The organism is Paenibacillus sp. EKM211P (assembly GCF_011066175.1).
Lineage (GTDB): Bacteria > Bacillota > Bacilli > Paenibacillales > Paenibacillaceae > Paenibacillus > Paenibacillus polymyxa.
Window position 1 is genome coordinate 522,057 of record NZ_JAAMNS010000001.1, and the last position, 20,820, is coordinate 542,876.

The window sequence follows — 20,820 nt, forward strand, 5'->3', positions numbered from 1 at the left end:
ATGAAGGAAGAACAATCTGATTCCCGTCCGATGCCTGAAAAGACTAAATCCCGCTGGCGTACTGTTCGTTATTTCGTAGTTCCGTTGTTGCTTCTGTTCTCGCTGTTAGGCGGCCTAATTGCAGGATATGTAATTGTAGGTAAGCAAGGGCTGGCAGGCGTATTTGAATGGAAAACCTGGCAGCATGTCATTGATCTTATATTTGCGCCTTAGTTTACTTAAAAAAGTGGCTGTGGTGGGAAAAGACCGCTCCGCGAATGATTTGATCTTACGATCGCTGTTGCAACGGAATTTTCATATTATTAAAGCTATTTAGATGTAAAAATCCAGTTGCAAAGGCGAACACTTACGCTTCTCCAGATTCAAATCCTTCGTTCCGCTGCTACCCGCCATTGTCCACTTTTGTAAAGGTAAATCAACCCGCAATTGTGTGGGGAGTATAGAAAGCAAAACCCTGTGCCAGTGGCGCAGGGTTTTGTTATGTCGCCGACGGCAAGAGCCGCCAGCGTAGCACGCATGGATTGCGGCCAATGTAGGCCATTCGCAGAGCCCTCCGATTGTTTCTCTGCCCTTCACGACAAGCGAGTATTATTGAAGCGAGCTTTCTTTATGAGCCAAAAATAACTTGGCGGAGGGGATGGAATCGTTCTGAAGAAGCGATAGCGTTCGCCTTTATCCTCGGATTTTAACCCTTTCGGGTTTTATATAATGGAAAATCTGAGGATAACAGCGATCGGAAGAATGATCCATCCCCCGTAGCCTGCTCACCTTGACTCAATTGAAACTTCGCTTCACTCCATAATAGGAGCAACAAATATGGTACTTCCGCATAATTTTCTTTTTGCACCTGATGAATGTATAATGATGGGGAGTTTATAACACTGCGGGGTAAAACCAAGCACGAGCAAAAGGGCTTCTTCTCGCCTCTGGTTGCGTAATCGGCGGAAAAAGCCCCTTATCTCAACCTTCACTTCTGCAGTAGGTGAAGGATATCTAACATTGTTGCCGTGATGAGCTGTTTTTATACAGCGTTAGCGGGGTAATATTATGCTTGCAGTAACTCTGGCTGAACAGAGTGAAATCTGCAAGCGGGAGGAGTTATTAAGCTAAATGGACAAATTGCAATTGGATGTTAATCAAATTCAGGAGATTATTCCGCATCGACCGCCATTTTTGTTGGTGGACCGTATTATTGAACTGGAGGAAGGGAAGAGAGCAGTAGGCATTAAAAATGTAACGATGACTGAGCCTCATTTCATTGGACATTTTCCGGGTTATCCCGTTATGCCTGGTGTGTTGATCACTGAAGCGTTGGCTCAAGTCGGAGCAGTCGCATTACTGCACCTAGAGAGCAATCGCGGCAAAATCGGCTTTTTGGCAGGGTTGGACGGTTTCCGTTTCCGTGGGCAGGTAGTCCCTGGGGATACGCTGACACTTGAAGTGGAAATTACTCGTTCCAAAGGCGCTTTTGGCAAAGGGAAAGCTACGGCGAAAGTGGGCGACACGGTAGTAGCTGAGGGCGAGATTATGTTTGCTTTATCAGACCCACCACAATAGACAAGCCCTGCCGACATAAGCACGACGTCTGAACCGAGTGCATGTGTACATAGAGATCCTGTTTTGACAACCCAAAAATGGAGAGGGGAAATTCCGTATGACGCAGTTGAGTAAAAAAGCATTAGAAGGCATTGAGAGCTGGCTGCAAGACCCTTATATTGATGAAGAAACCAAACAGGAGTTGCGCGCATTGCAAGGCAACGACCAGGAACTAGAGGATCGTTTTTACAAAGAACTGGAATTCGGTACAGGCGGTCTGCGTGGAGTGATCGGGGCAGGCAGTAACCGGATGAATCGTTATGTGATTGGACGTGCGACTCAAGGACTCGCTCGCTATATTTTAGAGCAGCATGCTGGCAAAGAAGGAAAACCTTCAGTTGTCATTGCACATGATTCGCGTCATTTTTCGCCAGAGTTTGCTTTGGATGCAGCTTTGGTGTTGGCGGGCAATGGTATCGTAGCTAAGTTGTTCCCTTCCTTGCGTCCAACACCACAGCTTTCGTTTAGTGTACGTCATTTGGGAGCCAGTGGAGGAATCGTTGTAACGGCGAGCCACAATCCTCCCGAGTATAATGGTTACAAGGTATACAATAATGAAGGTGGTCAGCTTGTTCCTGATCAGGCTGAAAAGGTGATTGGCTATATTCGTGAGGTTCCTTCTTTTGCTGACATCAAAAGTCTGACACGTGAAGAAGCAGAGGCGCAGGGATTGTTGGTTTGGCTTGGAGAAGAGGAAGATGAAGCGTTTGTAGATACGGTAGCCAGTGTGAGTGTGAACCGAGAACTGATTGCAGCTGGACCGGGCAAGAACTTCAAAGTTGTGTTTACACCTCTTCATGGCACTGGAAATATACCTGTTCGTCGTGTACTGGAAAAAATTGGTTATGAACAGGTGCATATTGTGCCTGAACAAGAGCAGCCAGATGCAGAATTTTCGACCGTTAAGTCGCCTAATCCGGAAGAACGTGATGCGTTCAAGCTGGCCATTGCGCTGGGTGAGAAAATTGGTGCAGATCTGTTGATCGGAACAGACCCTGATGCTGACCGTATGGGGGCAGTTGTGAAAAACCGTGATGGCGAATATGTGGTCTTGTCCGGTAATCAGTCCGGCGCCATTATGGTTTACTACTTGCTGAATCAACTGAAAGAAACCGGCAAGCTTCCGAATAATGGTGCAGTTATCAAAACCATCGTAACTAGCGAAATGGGTGCAGTTATTGCTGAGCATTTTGGAGCAACAGTGTTTAACACGCTAACTGGCTTCAAGTATATTGGCGAGAAAATGAACCAGTTTGACCAAACTGGCGAGTATACCTACCTGTTTGGCTATGAAGAGAGCTACGGCTATCTGGCAGGAAATTATGCTCGTGACAAGGATGCTGTTTTGGCGGCCATGCTGATCGCTGAAGCTGCTGCTTATTACAGCACGCAAGGCAAGACGCTCTATGATGTTTTACAAGAGCTGTACGAGCAGTTTGGCTACTTCCTTGAGAAGCTGGAGTCTCGTACACTCAAGGGGAAGAATGGAGTGGAGCAAATTCAGGGCAAAATGACGGATTGGCGCAGCAACGCACCTCAAGAGATTGCAGGTGTGAAGGTAGACAAAGTACTGGACTACTCACAAGGCCTGGACGGACTTCCGCAGGAAAACGTACTCAAGTTTTTATTGGAGGACGGTTCATGGTTCTGCCTGCGTCCTTCGGGCACAGAGCCTAAAATCAAAGTATATTTTGCAGTACGTGGTTCCTCGCTGTCAGACGCGGAGCAAAGAATCGGTCAGCTGGTCGATGCTGTTATGGCTCGCGTAGACGCTTGAGAAAATTCCCTTTATAATAGAATAGGTTAAGGTAATTAGAATATGAAATGAGTAATCGGTGACCTCTCACGGCAAAGGGCAGTACGCCGTGGAGGTCATTTCTCTGTATTGCAGAATAACCTGGAAGAGGCTTTGGAAAAATAGGCTTATTCCGGCAACGGAGGATTTTGCAAAATTCAATGAGTGACCTACCTAAAGGGCAGAATGGCAAGTGGGCAGCATTGAATTTTGCAAAATCCCGAATATTAAGGAGGTTCTTTGGTGTATCAGAAATGGCAGTATTGGAATACGGCTTCTCGAAAATGGTTGTGGATTCTGGTCGCTGTTGGCTTGCTGGCTTCCATTCCAGTCATCGCCGATCGTGTAAAGACAGAATCCTCGAGTAAAAAAGTAGAGATTGTATTCGATTATCGGGATTTGACGGAGGCGGCTTCGTATCAGGCTCATCCGCAGGACTATCTGAATGAGCAGCTTGACCGCTTACAACAGGCTGGTGTGAACAGCATGGCGATGTATGAAAGTACGCTGGATGATTTCCGTAAAGCGGGCCGTATTGTAACATATACGACTCAGAATGTTGCGGATCTAGAAAAACGTCTTTCACCTGCAAATGAGAATTATACGTACGTTGTTTTCGCTGACAAAGAAAATGCTGAGGCACTAAAGCCGTTAATTTTACGTACGTTTACAAGTCTGGGCATCAACGTAAAGCCATGGAGTTATCAGGGACAGGAGGGGCTTGTTGTGGAAACATCCCCCGAGGATGCGTATCTCAAGCCTATGCAGCCTGACCCGATTGCTATGAAGCAGCTTCGGAGCAAAGGATTTTTTATTGTTCCACGCATGAGTGACAGCCTTCCCTATAACCAGGAGTTGACGGAAGAGATGCTGGCTTCCTTTCAGCAAAATGGTGTAAAACGCATTTTGTTTGAAGGTGATTCAGTCAAAGGCTTTACTGATAATGAGAAAGAGCATAGCTTAGCGGCATTTGCTAAATTGCTGAACAAATACGATATTGGCCTAGCTGCTATTGAAAACTTAAAAAAACCGCAGGCAGGCTTCAATAAGCTCGCTTACGATATCCATTATAATGTTGTGCGTCTCTACTCATTGAGTGATAAAGATGCAACACTCGATGTGGAAACGTTGGCCGATCGTTTTGCACTGGCCACCAAGGATCGGAATATTCGCATGTTGTATCTGAATACCGCGCCTAGTCGTAGTGTTGCCGAGGCCAAGGTGAAAGACTCGGTTGACAACCTGATTCACAGCTTAGACAAACCGGGCAACGCTGTACAACGAATGGAGAAAAAAGGGTTTGAACTTGGACAAGCTGAACCGTTCCAAGTGGTCGATTCTTCCATTCAGCGCTATCTCAAAATGATCGTCGTACTGGGTGCACTAGCTTTCTTCTCCATAATGGTGTCCTATTTCGTTCCGGCATTGACTCTGCTTGCATTTGCACTGGGGTTGGTAGGCTCTGCTGGGCTTTATGTTTTGAACTCCAGCTTAATGGAACAAGGTTTGGCGCTGCTCGCAGCGATTAGCGGACCTACGGTTGCAATGATCATTGTAGTGCGTACGATCAGAATTAAACGTGAACAGGGGCCTGAACTTTCTGTAGGTCAACGTTTGAGTCAAACGCTTATACTATACGTACAGACATCGATCTTGTCGCTGGCTGCAGTGCCTTTTGTTATTGCACTGTTGAACAGCATTGCCTACAGTCTGGTGTTAAACCAATTTAGAGGTGTAAGCTTGCTTCACATTCTGCCGATCTTCTTGGCTGCGATTTATATTTTCTTTTATCGTGGCGTTTCTATACGGGAGGAAATCTCCAAACTGTTACGTACGCCGATTACTGTATTGTGGGTTATCGCATTGGCTGTTATCGCAGCGGCAGGCTACTACTATTTGACTCGTACTGGAAACGCAGGTACGGTGTCGAACACAGAGCTGGTTTTCCGTAATTTCCTTGAGAATGCGTTTGGTGTACGCCCGCGTAATAAGGAATTTTTAATGGCTCACCCATTGTTTATTGCAGGGATATTCTTGGCTTTGAAATATCGCAAAGCAATCTATTTGCTGATCATAGCTGCTATTGGTCAAGCCTCGATGGTGGATACCTTCGCTCACATTCACTCTCCAGCTGCACTCTCGCTTAGTCGCGGGCTGTTGGGATTGGGATTGGGTCTGGTGCTGGGAATCATCGCAATTGTCGTGTGGCAAGTGCTGGAAGGATGTTGGAAGAAATGGTCACCACAGCTAAAACGATAATAATCTCGGGTTATTACGGGTTTCGCAATAGTGGGGATGAAGCGGTGCTCAAGTCGATTCTGACTGCTTTAGAAGAGGAGAGTCGTCAGGCGGGGATTACGGTCAAGCCTGTTGTTCTATCTTCTGACCCTGCTTGGACACAGAAAATGTACGGAGTAGAAGCTGTTCCGCGTATGAGCCTAGGAGAAGTGCGGAGAGCGATTAAAAACAGCGATGGGCTAATTAGTGGCGGCGGGAGTCTGCTCCAGGATGCTACAAGCCCTAAAAGCATTCCTTATTATCTAGCGATTCTGAAACTGGCTCAATGGGCTGGAAAGCCTACGTTTGTATACGCTCAGGGCATGGGCCCGGTACAGCGGAAGATATTTTATCCTATGATCCGATCTGTGTTTCAACGCTGTGAATATGTTTCCGTCAGAGATGAGCAATCTGCTGCTTTGCTGGGTACCATGAAACTGAAACGCCCGGTTGTTCATGTTGTTCCTGACCCTGTAATGGGGCTTCCTTTGCCCTCAGGTTCCGAGCTGCATAATGCAGCAACTGAGACTGATGAGGATAAACTCCCGGTTGTTGGTGTGTCTGTACGCTACTGGGATAAGGAACAACGCGATTTAACGGCTATTGCAGACGGCTTAAAAAGATTAGCCGCGGAACGCCGTGTTCACTTGCGTTTCTTGCCATTCCATTTACCTGACGACGTACAGGCTTCAAGGATGGTAATGGATTTGTTGGGGGATATTAGGGGGACGGGAAGCCTTGTCAGCATGTGTGAACAAGTTACCGATCCGCAACAGATGCTTTTGGAAGTCAGCAGATGTAGTTTGATGATTGGGATGAGGCTGCACAGCTTAATTTATGCAGCGTCCCATCAGGTGCCCCCGTTGGGGATATCTTACGATCCCAAAATTGATCATTTCCTCAGCCGTGTTGGTAGCCAGCCTGTAGGTACTACAGATGCACTGGATGGGCAAAAGTTGGCTAATGAGTCCATACGACTGCTGGATCAGCGCAGTCAATGGATTGAGAGCCAGGGGGCAGCAATTGCTTTGTTAAAAAGTGAGGCTCGCTTACCAGCACAACATATCGTTAATTACTTGTGTCGCAAAGGATGATGGATACAGTGACAGTTGATAAGGTTACGAGTGTGCCTACCGTCCCGATTTTCGGTGTTCAGGTATCAAGGCTTAATATGAAAGATACATTAAATGTATTAATTCAGGCGGTGAAGTCTCGCCGCCCCCATCAAGTGATCACTGCCAATCCGATTATGGTAATGGCTGCATTGGAAGATCCAGTGTATATGAATGTGATGAAACAGGCAGAGTTGATTGTTCCGGATGGAACTGGTGTGGTCTGGGCTGCAAACTATGTTGGGCATCCTGTACCCGAGAGGGTGGCGGGTTTTGACTTGTTACATGAATTGCTCGCAGCTGGAGAAAACTATCATTGGAAAGTTTACTTACTTGGATCGACGCCTGAAGTGATTCAGGCGACCGCTCAGCGGGTACATGAGCTTTATCCTGGAATTACGGTTTGTGGCAAGCGCGATGGTTTTTTTGGTCCTAACGAGGACGAAGCAGTGATTGCGGCTATTCGTGAAGCGAACCCTGATTTGTTGTTTGTAGCACGTGGAGCGGACACACAGGAACCTTGGATTGGTAAATACAAGGATAAACTTGGTGTGCCGGTGATGATGGGGGTCGGCGGTAGTTTTGATGTTATATCAGGCAAAACAAAACGCGCACCTAAACTGTTTCAAAAGCTACGAGCCGAGTGGTTATATAGACTTCTAAAAGAGCCCACTCGTTACAAAAGAATGCTTGCGTTGCCGAAATTCGCAGTGAAAGTGATGCGTGAAAAAGAAAACGTCACAAAAGTGTGATAAATAGCTTGAATCTGCCTTTAAAACCCGCTAATTTGCCAGAATATGAGGCTTGGTATTTATTTTTGATCAGAGTATAATTCAATGCGGTTACATCTGAAAAGGCATTGCTTTAAAATTGGGGGTCGAATGATCAAATGTTATTGATCTATATTATTGGTTTCATCATGGCACTGGGACTTGCGCTGTTACTGACACCGCTCGTCAAGAGATTTGCTGTGAAGGTTGGAGCCGTCGATGTGCCGAATGCCCGAAAAGTACATACCCGAATTATGCCGCGTCTTGGCGGTCTGGGGATTTTCTTGGCATTTCTGTTGTCCTTATTGGCGATGTTACCTTTTGTGCCTGACGGAATGCTGTCCTCGCGGGATATTAACTTTATTGCAGCCTTTCTGATTGGCGGTACGTTGATTACATTGATCGGTGCTCTCGATGATCGTCTTGATCTTAATGCGAAATTGAAATTTTTGGCTCAAATTGCCGTGGCGTGTATGGTCGTGTTTGCTTTTGATATTCGTGTGGATTTTGTAAATGTACCTTTTCAAGATGCATACTCTTCTTTAGAAAGCTGGATTTCCATTCCGCTTACGATTTTTTGGATCGTAGGTGTGACCAATGCAATCAATTTGATTGACGGTCTGGATGGACTGGCTGCAGGTGTCTCAGGAATTGCGATTGGAACGATCGCTGTGATGTCACTACTAATGGGCAATTACATGGTAGCCATGCTTTGCCTTGTGCTGTTGGGCAGTATTATTGGATTTTTGTTTTTCAACTTTCATCCTGCAAAAATATTTATGGGTGATACAGGGTCCTTATTTTTAGGTTTCTCTCTGGCTATGCTTTCAATGCTTGGGTTCAAGCAAATTGCTATCGTATCATTTATTACGCCATTGATTATTATCGGTGTGCCTTTGTCAGATACATTCTTTGCTATTATTCGTCGCAAGTTGCAGAAAAAACCGATATTCTCACCGGATAAAGGTCATTTGCATCACTGCTTACGCGAACTAGGCTTCAGCCACAGACAGACGGTGTTGATTATCTACGGTATTGCTGTATTTTTCGGTATATTAGCCGTGATTCAATCGTCGGCTGCGCTTAATGAAGCCAACTGGGTCACCTTTGTCGTGATATGTATCATGATGTTCTTCCTACAGATCGGGGCAGAAGTTATTGGGCTCGTTGGCAAAACCAAACGTCCTGTTCTTAACACACTAATTCGGTTGTTGGCTAAGCCAGATTCCCAGACGCGATCGAAATTATAATTTTAATTTAAATGTAAGCCTTCAAGCTTAGCGGTATACCGCGGGTTTGAAGGCTTTTTTGATGTTTGCTGTAAAAAAACTCCCTCCTTTTTTGAGAATTTACTAATTTTTTGTATGTTTGCTACCGATAAAAAAAGTAATGAATGATTACGTACCCCAAGGTGCGACAGAATCAAAGGAGGACAATGATTTGAAACGATTGCTATCCATGTTGCTGACGGTTGGTCTCATCATTGGCTTGGTGCCGGCGGCCCTGGTAGGTACGGCTCATGCTGCGACAGGAACTTATTTCATTTTTCCAAATGAAAAATATGATGCGGATTCGGCTAGAATGGTAAACACCGACCGTGTTACAGTTAACGGTACGATTAACGGAGTGAATGGAAGTACTATATCTTATAGTGTATTCCAACTCTCCAAAAATGGAACAAACCTTACAGTAGTTAATAAAAATGAGAGTCAAAAGGGCGGAATTACGGTCAATGGCTCTGCAATTCAAATTTCAGATATTAAACTGTTCCCTGGTTTGAACCGAATTACATTCCAAAGCAGTCAAAATTCAGCCGAAATGAAGGATTCCATTTACATTGAGTATCAGGATGGACCCAAGCTATATGATCTGTCTGCTACGCTGAATGGCCAAACCCAGCAGTTGCTAGAGAATCAGACAGCAGTGCTGACAGATGCAAAAAATAGCGGCACAGATGACGTGAAAGTAGTCATTCAAGGTACAGCTCCTAATGCTGACAGTGTAACGCTCACTTCAACAAAAAGCAGTAATTCGTATAATGTCTCCTCTTATACCGGCTATAAACTAACAGGTAGTGTTGTACTCAGTCCGGGTAAAAATATAGTGACGATTAAAGTGAACAACGGAACTCAGGCTCTTACGGTTACGCGTGAGATTACGATTTATACGGGGAAACCTGAATTTTCTGATCTGACTTTGAATAAGGACGGCAATGTGTCTGCTGATCTGACGACTTCGCCTGACTTTACTGTATCGTCTACAAGCGGCGTGGTTTTGAAAGGTAATGTTTTGGTTCCTTCCGGAGCAACTGATCCAGTAGTGAGCAAAATTAATGCTAGATTTACGGATGTAAGTAATAACGGTAGCGCAATCGGGGATACCAATGGAATTGATGCTACGATTGATACAGCGAATGTGGTTACATCTAGTGGTTACAAAGTATATCCGTTCCAGGTAACTGTGCCTGATGGTATCGTAACTGACCACTTGATTCGTGCATCCCTGAGTGTAGGGTTTGCAGATGGAACAAGCTCCAATGCATCTGCGGTTCAATTTACATTGCGCAGTAGCACTCAGCCTTATATTGACGACGTGAACTTTCTCCCTGATTTTAATAATCAGCTGTTAAGTAGAATTAATGGTAGCGGGTCTGATCAAGCTGCTGCCATAGATGAAGCTATGAAATTAACAGGAAGTTCTATGAAGAACAAGACTACAGATGCTCCATCTGTACCTGTAGGTATGGAGTTTATCATTGTTAATGGTACACCTAGTTCAATTAGCGAGCTTTCTGGTGTAACCGTCCATACCGTGGGCTCCCAAGATGTGATTCGGACAATCAATGGTAAGTCAACACAAGTGAAGAAAGTTGTTGCTTATGTAGATACTTTGCCTAAAGAAGGACAAAACGTCCTGAATTTCTACCTGAATGGTGACTCAAGCAAATTGATTAAGGCAACTGTAAACTTATTGCAGGGTCCATTCATGAAATACGATACGATTTATGATGGTCAACAAATTCCGTTGAATACATCGAGTGCAAACTTAAATACGTATAAACTGAATCAGTTGGGTTATTTTAAAGGTAAATTGCTGGATGTAAGTAATGCAGCTGATATTCACTACACTGGCAGTAACCGAAACATATTTTTGTATGTGAACAACGTATTAGTTGACCTTGAAGGCTCAGGAGCGAACTTTAAGCTGGCTGCTTCTTCGTATGATGCGGCTGCCAACGCACTGGCAAACGGAAATAATGAAATCAAGTTTGTGTTCAAGCCAGGTATTGAGTATAGCAATACGGTAAAAGTAAACTTTACACAAACGAATATTCCAGTAATTCCTGTTCCAAACACACAAGGCATTATTCCTTTTACACCTGTTAGCGGCTTGAGCAATACGCCGAAATATAGCGAAATTGCGCCGAAAGCAAAAGATGCAAATTTCACTAAAGTAGATGACACTAACTACAATACATCGCTGAAAAATATCAATATCTTTGGTACTTTCAGTATTGCTGATTTGGGTAAAGCGGACCAGGTGAGTGGTTCTTTAAGTGATATTGCCAATAAAGATCAATACATTTTAGAAATTAAGGGATCAGACGACAGTGAGGTAAACTGGACGCTGAATAACGAGTTCTTCTCAGCAGAAGATGCCAAAACGGCATACAACTCTGGTGCTACTACGGATAAGTTTACAAGCAAAGATTTAAAAGACCTGCTCGTATACTACCATCCGGACAAAAAGTATTTCAGCTTTGTATTGAAAAACCAAACTATTTCGCAAGATGGAACGCCAGTAGCTTATAACATTACCTTGTACAACAGTGGCAAGAGCGGACCGTTTGCTACTTTCCGACTGCAAGTATCTGGTCAATCCACATCTTTTGATATCTTGCGTCCGCTTCCTGAAAAACGGATCGTGAATCAAAACTTTGTGCAAGTTGTTGTAAACGCAGGTAATGCAGATAGTGTTACAGTAGGTAAGGAAACAGCAGTTCAAGAAGGATTCGACTCTGATTATGATGGTACTGTGGATTACCCATCAACTTACAAAGCCATCGTAACAGGTCTAAAAGCCAACAAAGATAATAAAATTGATGTAGTGGTTACAGTAGGTAAGGAAAAATTAAAACAGACCATTACTGTTAAATATGTGCCTACTAATATTCCTGGCGAGCAGTACATGGAAGCGATGAAAACATCGCACAAAGTGTTTGATGGTAATCTTACACTTGCTTTTGCAAAGGGAACGAGCCTGATCCGTCGGGATTACGATCAACCACAGCAATTCAAAAACCAGGTTTTCTCTGGTCATACTTTGTACTTTGCGATCGCGAATAGCGAAGATGGTGTGGTAGACCGTCATGAATTTGAAACTGAAAAAGCATTGTCCGACATGCAGAGTTTGATTGCTGATGGAAGTAGATACTTCAACAGAGATTTCCCAAGTCGCTTTACCAAGTCCAGTCCAGTATTCTGGATTGACCCAGGTACAGCAGATGATATCAAAACAGATGCTTACGATCCGGTAACGTATGGTGCCGATCCATATCAATTGGCAAACAAATCGCAAAATGACAGTAGCAAGATTAAAAACTTCTACTGGCGTGACCCATCCAACGAGCTGGTACCTTCCAAGCGTGCTACATTGACGCTGACGTATGATAGCAGTATTGCTCAGGATGCAGGGAAACAAATGACGGTGTTCTTTTTTGATCCTGATTTGAAGGATTGGCAGAACATTGGTGGTGTGGTGGATCCGAAGAAACATACCATTAAAGTACCGTTTGATCGTTTTGGCTATTATGTAGTTGCTAAGGTTGGAGAAACATATAGTGATGTCATTAAGCACAAGTACGCCAGAGATTACATCGAAGCGATCTTGGCTAAAGGTGTTATGAACCCAATGGATCCAATTAATAGCTTTGGACCTGACAGCTATATTAAAAGAGGCGAATTCACGTCGATGATCGTCAAAGGTCTGCAAATTCCGCTTAATTTCAGCGGAGCGAAGCATTTCGACGACGTGTCTATTCCAAATACGATATCCGCAGATGCGCTCTACGATTATCGTTATATTGAAACAGCTGCGCGTGCCGGTATTGTCAAAGGTTCGCAACCAAGAATCTTTATGCCGGAAGATGTAATCACACGTCAAGATGCAGCAGTCATTATCGCCAAGGCATTGAATTTGAAGCTGGAAACAGATCATGACAAGATCATGAAAAATCTGTCCAAGACCTTTAAAGATGCGGACAAGATCGATTACTATGCGCAAGCATCTGTATTGGCTATCGCCAAGAAAGGCTTTATCACAGGGTCTCCTGTAGATGCAAGTGATCCGAAAAAAGGTTATATGTTTAACCCTACATCCTTGACCTTGCGCGGAGATGCAGCGATTATTGTAGCCAAAGTTATGGCTGATAAAAAACTGCTTCCTAAAATCTAATCAATCAAAAACCTGTAATTATTAAACATCCCTCCATGCGAAATGGAAATTCCCTTTCATATACATGAGAGGGATGTTTTTTATAAATCAGCTATTTGACTGGAATTACGGGCCTATGCCATAATATCAAAGAGGTAAAAACTTTGGATAAGCACTAAGGCATTTTTCATTTTAGATTTGCCATAAAAAGCTGTAATTAATTGCTTTTTTTTAAGAATTTATCTCAAAATGTGTTTATTATTTTTCTATATGTTTTTTTTGCGCATTTATCTGAAACTTTACGCCTATTTCATCGTAGTAGAGGATGTGTGTGCTTAAATATTACATAGAGAAGTGAGTGGGGAGTGATGAGATGTCTCAGTTTTCAATACGCCGTCCTGTAACAGTATTTATGTTAATTGTTGCTTTGCTAATCGGGGGCGGTATTTTTGCGTTAAGGCTTCCTGTCGAGTATATGCCGGATATGAAGCTGCCTTACGCTGCAGTGGTGACCAGTATTCCAAATGCAACGCCTACTGAGGTTGAGGAATTGGTTACTAAACCTATTGAAAAGAGTTTGGCTTCTATCGAGAACGTGGATACAATCACGTCCGAGTCTTCAGAAGGATCATCTATGGTCATGATTCAATTTAACTGGGGAGTAGATATGAACCAGGCAACCCTCGATATGAGGGATAAAGTTGATACGATTAGAGGTTCTCTTCCAGATGCGGCCAATTCGCCGCGTGTCCTTAAAGTGGATCTCAATGCAACGCCAGTTATTACTCTCGCTTTTACAGGAGACCAGGATATTAACAAGCTGAAGCCGATTGCTGAAGATATTATCGAGCCGCGGCTTGAAAGAATTGCGGGAGTAGCTGCAGCCAACATGTCAGGTGGACAAGAACGGCTTGTGAAGATTACCGTCGATCAGGCCAAGCTTCAAAGCTATGGTATTACGCTGGATCAGATTCGCCAAGCCCTGTCGGCTAATAATGTTGCTGGCTCTGCTGGTTCTGTATATCGTGGAAACACACAAATCCAACTTCGCGTTCAAGGTGAATATAAAGCTGTTTCAGAAATGGGCGAAACGCCAATCCCTGTAGGCAAGGGAAGTGTAAAATTAAAGGATATCGCGACGGTTGAAGACTCCGTAGAAGAAGTCACTACTATCTCTACCTTTAATGGAAAGCCGAGTATCAATATATCTGTAACGAAAGCAACAGGAGGAAATACTCTTTCAATCGCCGATTCGGTGAAGGAAAGTTTAGAGGCAATACGGAAGGATCTGCCTCCGGGAACTCAACTGGAGATGGTAACTGATGCGTCCAAACCCATTAGCGATTCCGTACACTCACTAATAGAGCATGCTATATTAGGGCTTATTATCGCAGCCATTGTGTTGCTGTTATTTTTGAATAGTGTACGTTCTACTATTATCGCTACGATTGTTATCCCAATTTCTTTCGTAGCAACGTTTATGATGATGTATTTCACCGGACAAACTATTAATATTATATCACTGAGCGGTTTGCTTCTGGGGCTAGGATCCTTTGTCGACTTTGCCGTTGTTATTATTGAAAATATATTTAGGCAACGACATGAAGGGAAAAGTATGCTACAAGGAGCTATTGATGGTTCCAAGCAAGTGGGCAATGCGGTTATGGCATCTGCACTTGCACAGATTGTAGTATTTTTACCAGTTGTTTTTGTTGACGGAATTGCAGGAGTTATGTTTAAACCGTTGGCATTAACTGTTATCTTTTCTCATATAGCAGCCTTGCTGGTATCCCTTATGATTGTGCCAATGCTCGGCTCACGTTGGATGCCTACCGTACCGGATGAGTCCATATATTCTTCAGGTACTTATAAAGGTATTAACCCTATTGTGTGGTTTAATATCGGATTTGAGAAATTTAAGGGTGGCTATCGACGTATACTGAAGTGGGGAATTAATCATAGAAAATCTGTTCTAATCATTACGTTATTAATGTTTGTGGCAGCTGGGGCTCTGATTCCTATGGTTAAGGCTGAATTTATTCCAGAATCCGATACTGGGGAATTCTCAGTTACAGTGAAACTTCCTAACGGAACAATTCTGGAGGAAACTGAAAGTGTTGTTCAAGGTATAGAAAAAGAAATTCTGAAAGTACCTGATCTGGACAAAATGACAGTGACTGTTGGTTCTGGTGGTCTTTCTGGTTATTCAGGGGCTGCTCCATCCAATTCGGCACAACTAAGTGTAACGCTGAAGGATGGGCATCAGCCAACAGATACTGTAGTTGAGGGCCTTCGTAAGAAATTCGATAGTATTCCGGATGCAGAGATTACACTGGCGTCTGCAACGGGTCTTTCGAGTGGATCGGCTGTGAACATTAATCTGAAAGGTGACGATATGGACGTCCTGAGGGAACTCTCAGACAATCTCGTTGCTGACGTAAAGAATATACCGGGAACGGTCAATGTAAAAAGTTCTTTGAATGCGGTTCGCGAAGAATATGAGATTACCGTTAATCGAGAACTTGCTAGTCAGTATGGTTTATCTGCAACCCAAATTCTATCTGCTGTGAACACTTCCTTTAATGGATCTGTTGCAACAAGCTATCGCACAGGTGATGACCAAATCGATGTGAAAATATCTTTGCCAGAGCAGGATCGCCATGACTGGTCCTATTTGAATGCATTACGTATCACCACTTCACAAGGGATTGATGTACCTTTATCTTCGGTAGCAAGTATTGATAAACGTGCTGTACCGGATAGTGTCACCCGTGAAGATCAGACGCGTCAAGTACAGATTACAGCTGACATTGATGGATCAGGGGATATTTTAACTGTCAATCAAAAAATTGATGCTCTTTTGAAGAGCACCCACTTCCCAGAAGGCTATAGTGCAGATACGGGGGGCGGGCAAAATGAACAAATGATGGAGTCCTTTATAAACTTGGCCATAGCTATTCTGCTATCTGTAGTTCTGATTTATATGGTTATGGCAGGACAGTTTGAATCGTTGCTCACACCGTTTGTTATTATGTTTTCGATTCCGCCTACGTTAATTGGTGTACTTATCGGTCTAGTTGTAACGGGAGCAAGCCTCAGTGTTTCGGCTTTTACAGGTTATATCATGCTCGTCGGTTTGGTCGTCAACAATGCTATTGTTATGATTGATTTCATTATTCAGCTTCGAAAAGAAGGCGAAGATCGAGATGAAGCTATTATTCATGGAGCATCTGAGCGGTTGCGTCCGATTTTGATGACAACACTCGCTACCGTACTTGCTTTGATTCCTATGGCATTTGCTACAGGTGATGGTAATGAGACACAAGCCCCAATGGCAGTTGTTGTTGTGTTCGGGTTGTCTTTCGCAGCATTGATTACACTGATTCTCATTCCGGTTGTTTACGTAATACTGGATAATATTATCCAGAAACGCAAAGATCGTAAACTGAAAAGGCAAGCAAAGAGACAACTGAAAAAAGAAGCGAAACTACAAAAAAGTGTTCATATATAAGGTGAGGTGGAGAAACATAATGAATAAAAAAAGTGCTCTGGTTGTCACAACTTTGCTTTTATCAGTTGCATTAGCAGGCTGCGGTGGGGGGGAGGCCCCTGCTGCGCCAGCTTCAGTGCAGAAGGCAATCCCAGTCCAAGTGGCAAAAGTGACGAAAGGTAGTATTAAGGATTCAACAGGTATTATTGGAAGCTTTGCTCCCAAAGAGACGGCTCAAGTATCTCCAAAAATTAGTGGTAAGATTCAAAGTATTAACCTTACAGTAGGGCAAAAGGTAAGCAAAGGCGACACATTGTTTACTATAGATCAAAAGGATATACAGGACTCGATTAAGCAATCCCAGGAATCATATCAGGTTGCCTTAGCCAATTTAAAACAGGCTGAGTCAGGCGCAGAGCAATCTGTGCAACAGTCAGAGTCCAGTGTGGATCAAGCCAAAAGTGCGCTTGTACAGCAAGACAATTCCATTACTCAAGCTCAGACCAGTCTAATTGATGCTCAGAATTCCGTACGTGATGCACAAAATACGCTTAATCGCAACCAGCAGTTGTTTAGTGCGGGCGCTCTATCTCAAGCCGAGTTAGAGCAGTCCCAAATAGCGTACCGAAAGGCTCAAACTGCGGTGGAAAATGCACAGATTGCACTTCACAATGCACAAACATCCAAGGAAAGTGCACAAACAACATATAATAATGCTCTGAAATCATTACGTCTTGCACAACAGAAAACAGGCATAGACGTAGCCCGCGCTTCTGTAAATCAAGCCAAAGCAAGTTTAGATACAGCGCGTAGTCAGCTGGTGGATGCTGTAGTCAAAGCTCCGATTTCCGGCACGATATCGGTAGTAACAGGAGTCCAAGGGCAAATGGTTAGTGCGCAATCTGCAGTTGTTACAATTGCGAATACCAATCCTATCATTGCTAAGGTCAACGTTTCTGAATCGGAGCTTCTGAAGATGCAGGTGGGTTCATCTGTAACTGTAGGTGTGGACTCGTTGGGTAAGCGCATTGAAGCCAGAGTATCGGCTGTCAATCCGGTAATGGATAATGATCTCAAGGCATATCCCGTCGAGATTTCGGTTCCAAATGGTTCTGGTGAATTAAAATCAGGGATGGTTGTAACTGTATATATGAAGTCAGAAGCTCCTAAAAATATCTTAGTAGCGCAGGACGCCATTACAGAACAGGCAGGGAAGAAGTATGCATTTGTAGTGGAAGGAACTGCTGCAAAGCGGGTTGAAGTGCAAACAGGCCAAGAAAGTGCCAAACAGGTTGAGATAACCAAGGGGCTTACTGAGGGACAAAATGTCGTCGTTAAGGGCGTAAGTTTGCTTTCAGATGGCGCGAAGATTAATGTAGTAAAATGATTTGTTTTGTTATATTTACATTATATTACTGTTCCCCGTCATTTCTACTATTTAAAGTGTATGAGAGTATTAGATTTCTAAGGAATCATATTCTTTATGTACTTTATGTATTCTATGGATAATTCGCAACGAATATACTTCTTTAGAGACCTGATTAATGTGCAGGAATTACCCTTGTACATTTAAGGTTGAGAAGGTAAAAGTTGTAGGATGACGGAGGAACAGGTTCAATAGTATAATTATGACTGTGGAAAGCGGAATACATAATCAAAAAAAAAAAAATTTTTTTTGAAACAGACGCAACTTTTTAGACCCATGCTACGTCTAATTGGGTGAGTATGAAACAAAGGGGTACAAAAGCGTAAAGACAAAATTCGCTAAAAAAAATCTTTACTGCATTGTTATCACATTGTATAATACTGGAGTACGTCATAAATGGACGCTTTCTTTCAACTAGATTCCAAGCTTCTGTGATATTGTCACAGATATCATTTTATAAGGGTTCTCATAAAGCTCGGAAAGGAGGTGTAACGACTGATGAGTGACAAGATCCGACAAAAAGACAAAAATAATATTTCTGTTTATATTCAAGGAGGAGAAAAAAAGGTTATGACAAAGTTTAACAAAAAAATGATCAACGTGCTGGCAACAGCAACATTGGTTGCTGGTGTTGCAGCTCCAATCGCAGCATTGACTGCACCAACTGCAATCCATGCATCTTCTAGCTACCAATCACTGAAAAATCCAACGATTGGGACAAACGCTAATGCTAATACTAAATTGGGTTTGGCTAAAATCACCATTAGCAAGGCTTCTCTGACTGATAATGGTTCTTTTACTTTTACGCTTCCTAAAGGTTTTAAATTCAACTCTACTGATGGTAAGACAGTAACTAAAGAAAATGCTAGTGTAGGTAAAGTAACTTATTTAGGTGACGCTGACTATGGGGTTGCTGTTAATTTTGATTTGGCTGACAACGCAACTGCAGGCAAAGACAAGACATCTACAATTACTAAGACTGAAGTTAAGGCTTTGTCTGACAACTCAGCTCAAGTTAATATCTCCGGTAATAATGTTGCTGATGATATTGATATTTATGTTAATTTCTTGAGTGTAAATGCAACAGGACCTAGCAATGGTCCAGTTAAAGTGGCATTCGATGCTCAATCTGGTAGTGGTTTGACTAGCGGTGAAGTAACTGTAGCTAACGTAGTATCTTCTGGTCAAGTATCCTTGGCTGCTGCTGATACTGAGTCCAATTCTGACAAATTTGACTTTACTTTAAAAGTTAAAGAACAATCTTCAGGTTCTTTGGATACAAACAGCAACATTAAATTGAAACTGCCAAGTGGTTTCAAATGGACTTCGTACCAGAAGGCAATCAATGTTTATGGTGATATTAATAGTTCTGACTCAAAAGATAATGTTGAAGTTAAATTCACGAGTGATGATACTGCTGAAATTCGTGTCAAAAATCGTGCAGATGTTAAGGAAAGTCAATTCAGATTGCCTCTTAGTTTTGAGGTTAACGATGAATCCGTAGCTAAAACTGGCGATGTAACAGTTAATGTCAGCGGCAATACAACTACTGATGTATCTTCTCTGGTTGTAGGTACTTATGGTGAAATTGGTGGGGGAGTAACGGTAGCTAACCCAACAAATATCCTTGCAGGTAAAGATGAACAAAAAATTGGTGACATTTCTATTAAAGAAACTGTAGCAGGTTCTTTTGTGGGTGAGCGTACTGTAACTCTGCGATTGCCTGAGGGTGCTCGTTGGCAGTCTCCTTACGAAAAAGGAAAAGGTCAAACTGATCTTAATGGATCTATTGAATACACTAATGGCTTGACTGGTGTGACTTATGCGTACACTGATTCTGATAATCGCACTTTGAAATTGATCTTCCCTAAAGATAATAACTTGAGCAAAAATTCCTCTGATCCAGGTACAGTAACATTGAAAAATGTTGAGGTTGCTGTTCAACCAGGTTTCTCTGGTGATCTAAATGTTGAAGTTGCTGGTAGTCAAGGTCTTTCCGGTTCTGTTAAAGTTGCTACTGTAAAACAAAACGTAACTTTGACTGCTGCTAGCAAACCTAACCTGACTATCGGTTTGGGTCAACAACAAGTTGGTGACATTACTATTACTGAAGCTGCAAAAGAAGCTTTGGTGAAAAAGGATGGCAATAGTACGTATGCAACTTTGGAATTGCCAGAAGGGGTATACTTTGCAGAAACTCCAGAAGTAAAAGTTACGGCTGGTGATTTGAAGATTAAGAGTGTTACGACTGACACTTACGACTTCGGTAGTGGATACAAAAACCGTGGTACTTTGAGATTCTACATTGATAGCGAAAGTACTGCTCCTAGTACGATCACTATTTCTTCACCTAAACTGATTGTTGACCGTACAGTCCCTCAAGGTGATATTGTAGCTAAGTTGAAAGGTGATGCAGCTGCATACACAGCATATCATGGTGTTGCTGCTACTACACAAACTTGGAAGGATAGCAACACTGTAGCAGCTTCCGTTGCAATCGCAACTGTTGGAACTCCAGCTCCAGGTGCTACTAAAACTAAAGCTGTCTTCACACTGGGAAGCACTTCCTACACTGTGAACGGCGAATCTAAAACAGCTGATGTAGCTGCTTATGCTGAAAACGGACGCACTTACTTGCCAGTACGTTATGCAGCTGAAGCTTTGGGTGTATCCCCACAAAACATCCTGTTTGACAAAGCAACTTCCACAGTTACCCTGATTAAAGGTGACCGCGTTGCTCAAATCAAACTGAACACTAACCTGTTGACTGTTAACGGTTCTGTGATCCGTATGGACGTTAAAGCTGTAACTAACAAAAACCGTACTGTACTGCCTATCTTCTGGGTGAGCAGAGCTTTGGATGCATCCATCAACTATGATGCAACTGCTAAAACAGTAACTGTTGAAAACAACAACTAATT

Annotated in this window: 11 protein-coding genes; all 11 read left to right on the forward strand. The window is 43.0% G+C overall.

Going from position 1 to position 20,820, the window contains the following annotated elements; translation table 11 throughout:
* The 11 genes from G9G57_RS02465 (at window position 1) to G9G57_RS02515 (ending at window position 20,818) form a co-directional block, all read left to right on the forward strand.
* Entirely contained in the window at window positions 1–213 is a 213-nt protein-coding gene (locus tag G9G57_RS02465; protein ID WP_029514471.1) for a DNA-directed RNA polymerase subunit beta, read from the forward strand.
* A gap of 897 nt (window positions 214–1,110) precedes the next feature.
* Entirely contained in the window at window positions 1,111–1,557 is a 447-nt protein-coding gene (gene fabZ, locus G9G57_RS02470) for a 3-hydroxyacyl-ACP dehydratase FabZ (protein WP_013373420.1), read from the forward strand.
* Window positions 1,558–1,654: 97 nt separating this feature from the next.
* Window positions 1,655–3,373: a phospho-sugar mutase gene (locus tag G9G57_RS02475; protein ID WP_117288720.1), complete on the forward strand. Its 1,719-nt coding sequence runs from the start codon at window positions 1,655–1,657 to the stop codon at window positions 3,371–3,373.
* Between the two features lie 261 nt (window positions 3,374–3,634).
* A complete protein-coding gene (locus G9G57_RS02480; protein ID WP_016822898.1) occupies window positions 3,635–5,650 on the forward strand; it encodes a DUF5693 family protein in 2,016 nt (671 codons plus the stop codon).
* Window positions 5,626–6,762: a polysaccharide pyruvyl transferase CsaB gene (csaB, locus tag G9G57_RS02485; RefSeq protein WP_016822996.1), complete on the forward strand. Its 1,137-nt coding sequence runs from the start codon at window positions 5,626–5,628 to the stop codon at window positions 6,760–6,762. Before G9G57_RS02480 ends, csaB begins: the two co-directional genes overlap by 25 nt.
* 8 nt (window positions 6,763–6,770) lie before the next feature.
* Complete coding sequence (locus tag G9G57_RS02490) at window positions 6,771–7,532, forward strand: WecB/TagA/CpsF family glycosyltransferase (protein WP_016822899.1); 762 nt, start codon at window positions 6,771–6,773, stop codon at window positions 7,530–7,532.
* Window positions 7,533–7,669: 137 nt separating this feature from the next.
* Complete coding sequence (locus tag G9G57_RS02495) at window positions 7,670–8,800, forward strand: glycosyltransferase family 4 protein (RefSeq protein WP_016822900.1); 1,131 nt, start codon at window positions 7,670–7,672, stop codon at window positions 8,798–8,800.
* A gap of 190 nt (window positions 8,801–8,990) precedes the next feature.
* Window positions 8,991–13,004 carry an S-layer homology domain-containing protein gene (locus G9G57_RS02500; RefSeq protein ID WP_164964423.1) on the forward strand — a complete coding sequence of 1,338 codons (4,014 nt, stop codon included), beginning with the start codon at window positions 8,991–8,993 and terminating at the stop codon, window positions 13,002–13,004.
* Window positions 13,005–13,356: 352 nt separating this feature from the next.
* Window positions 13,357–16,494 carry an efflux RND transporter permease subunit gene (locus tag G9G57_RS02505; protein ID WP_017427125.1) on the forward strand — a complete coding sequence of 1,046 codons (3,138 nt, stop codon included), beginning with the start codon at window positions 13,357–13,359 and terminating at the stop codon, window positions 16,492–16,494.
* Between the two features lie 19 nt (window positions 16,495–16,513).
* Window positions 16,514–17,860 (forward strand): efflux RND transporter periplasmic adaptor subunit, encoded by a 1,347-nt coding sequence (locus G9G57_RS02510; RefSeq protein ID WP_164964424.1) that lies wholly within the window; start codon window positions 16,514–16,516, stop codon window positions 17,858–17,860.
* 537 nt (window positions 17,861–18,397) lie between these two features.
* Complete coding sequence (locus G9G57_RS02515) at window positions 18,398–20,818, forward strand: copper amine oxidase N-terminal domain-containing protein (RefSeq protein ID WP_164964425.1); 2,421 nt, start codon at window positions 18,398–18,400, stop codon at window positions 20,816–20,818.
* Window positions 20,819–20,820 lie beyond the last annotated feature (2 nt).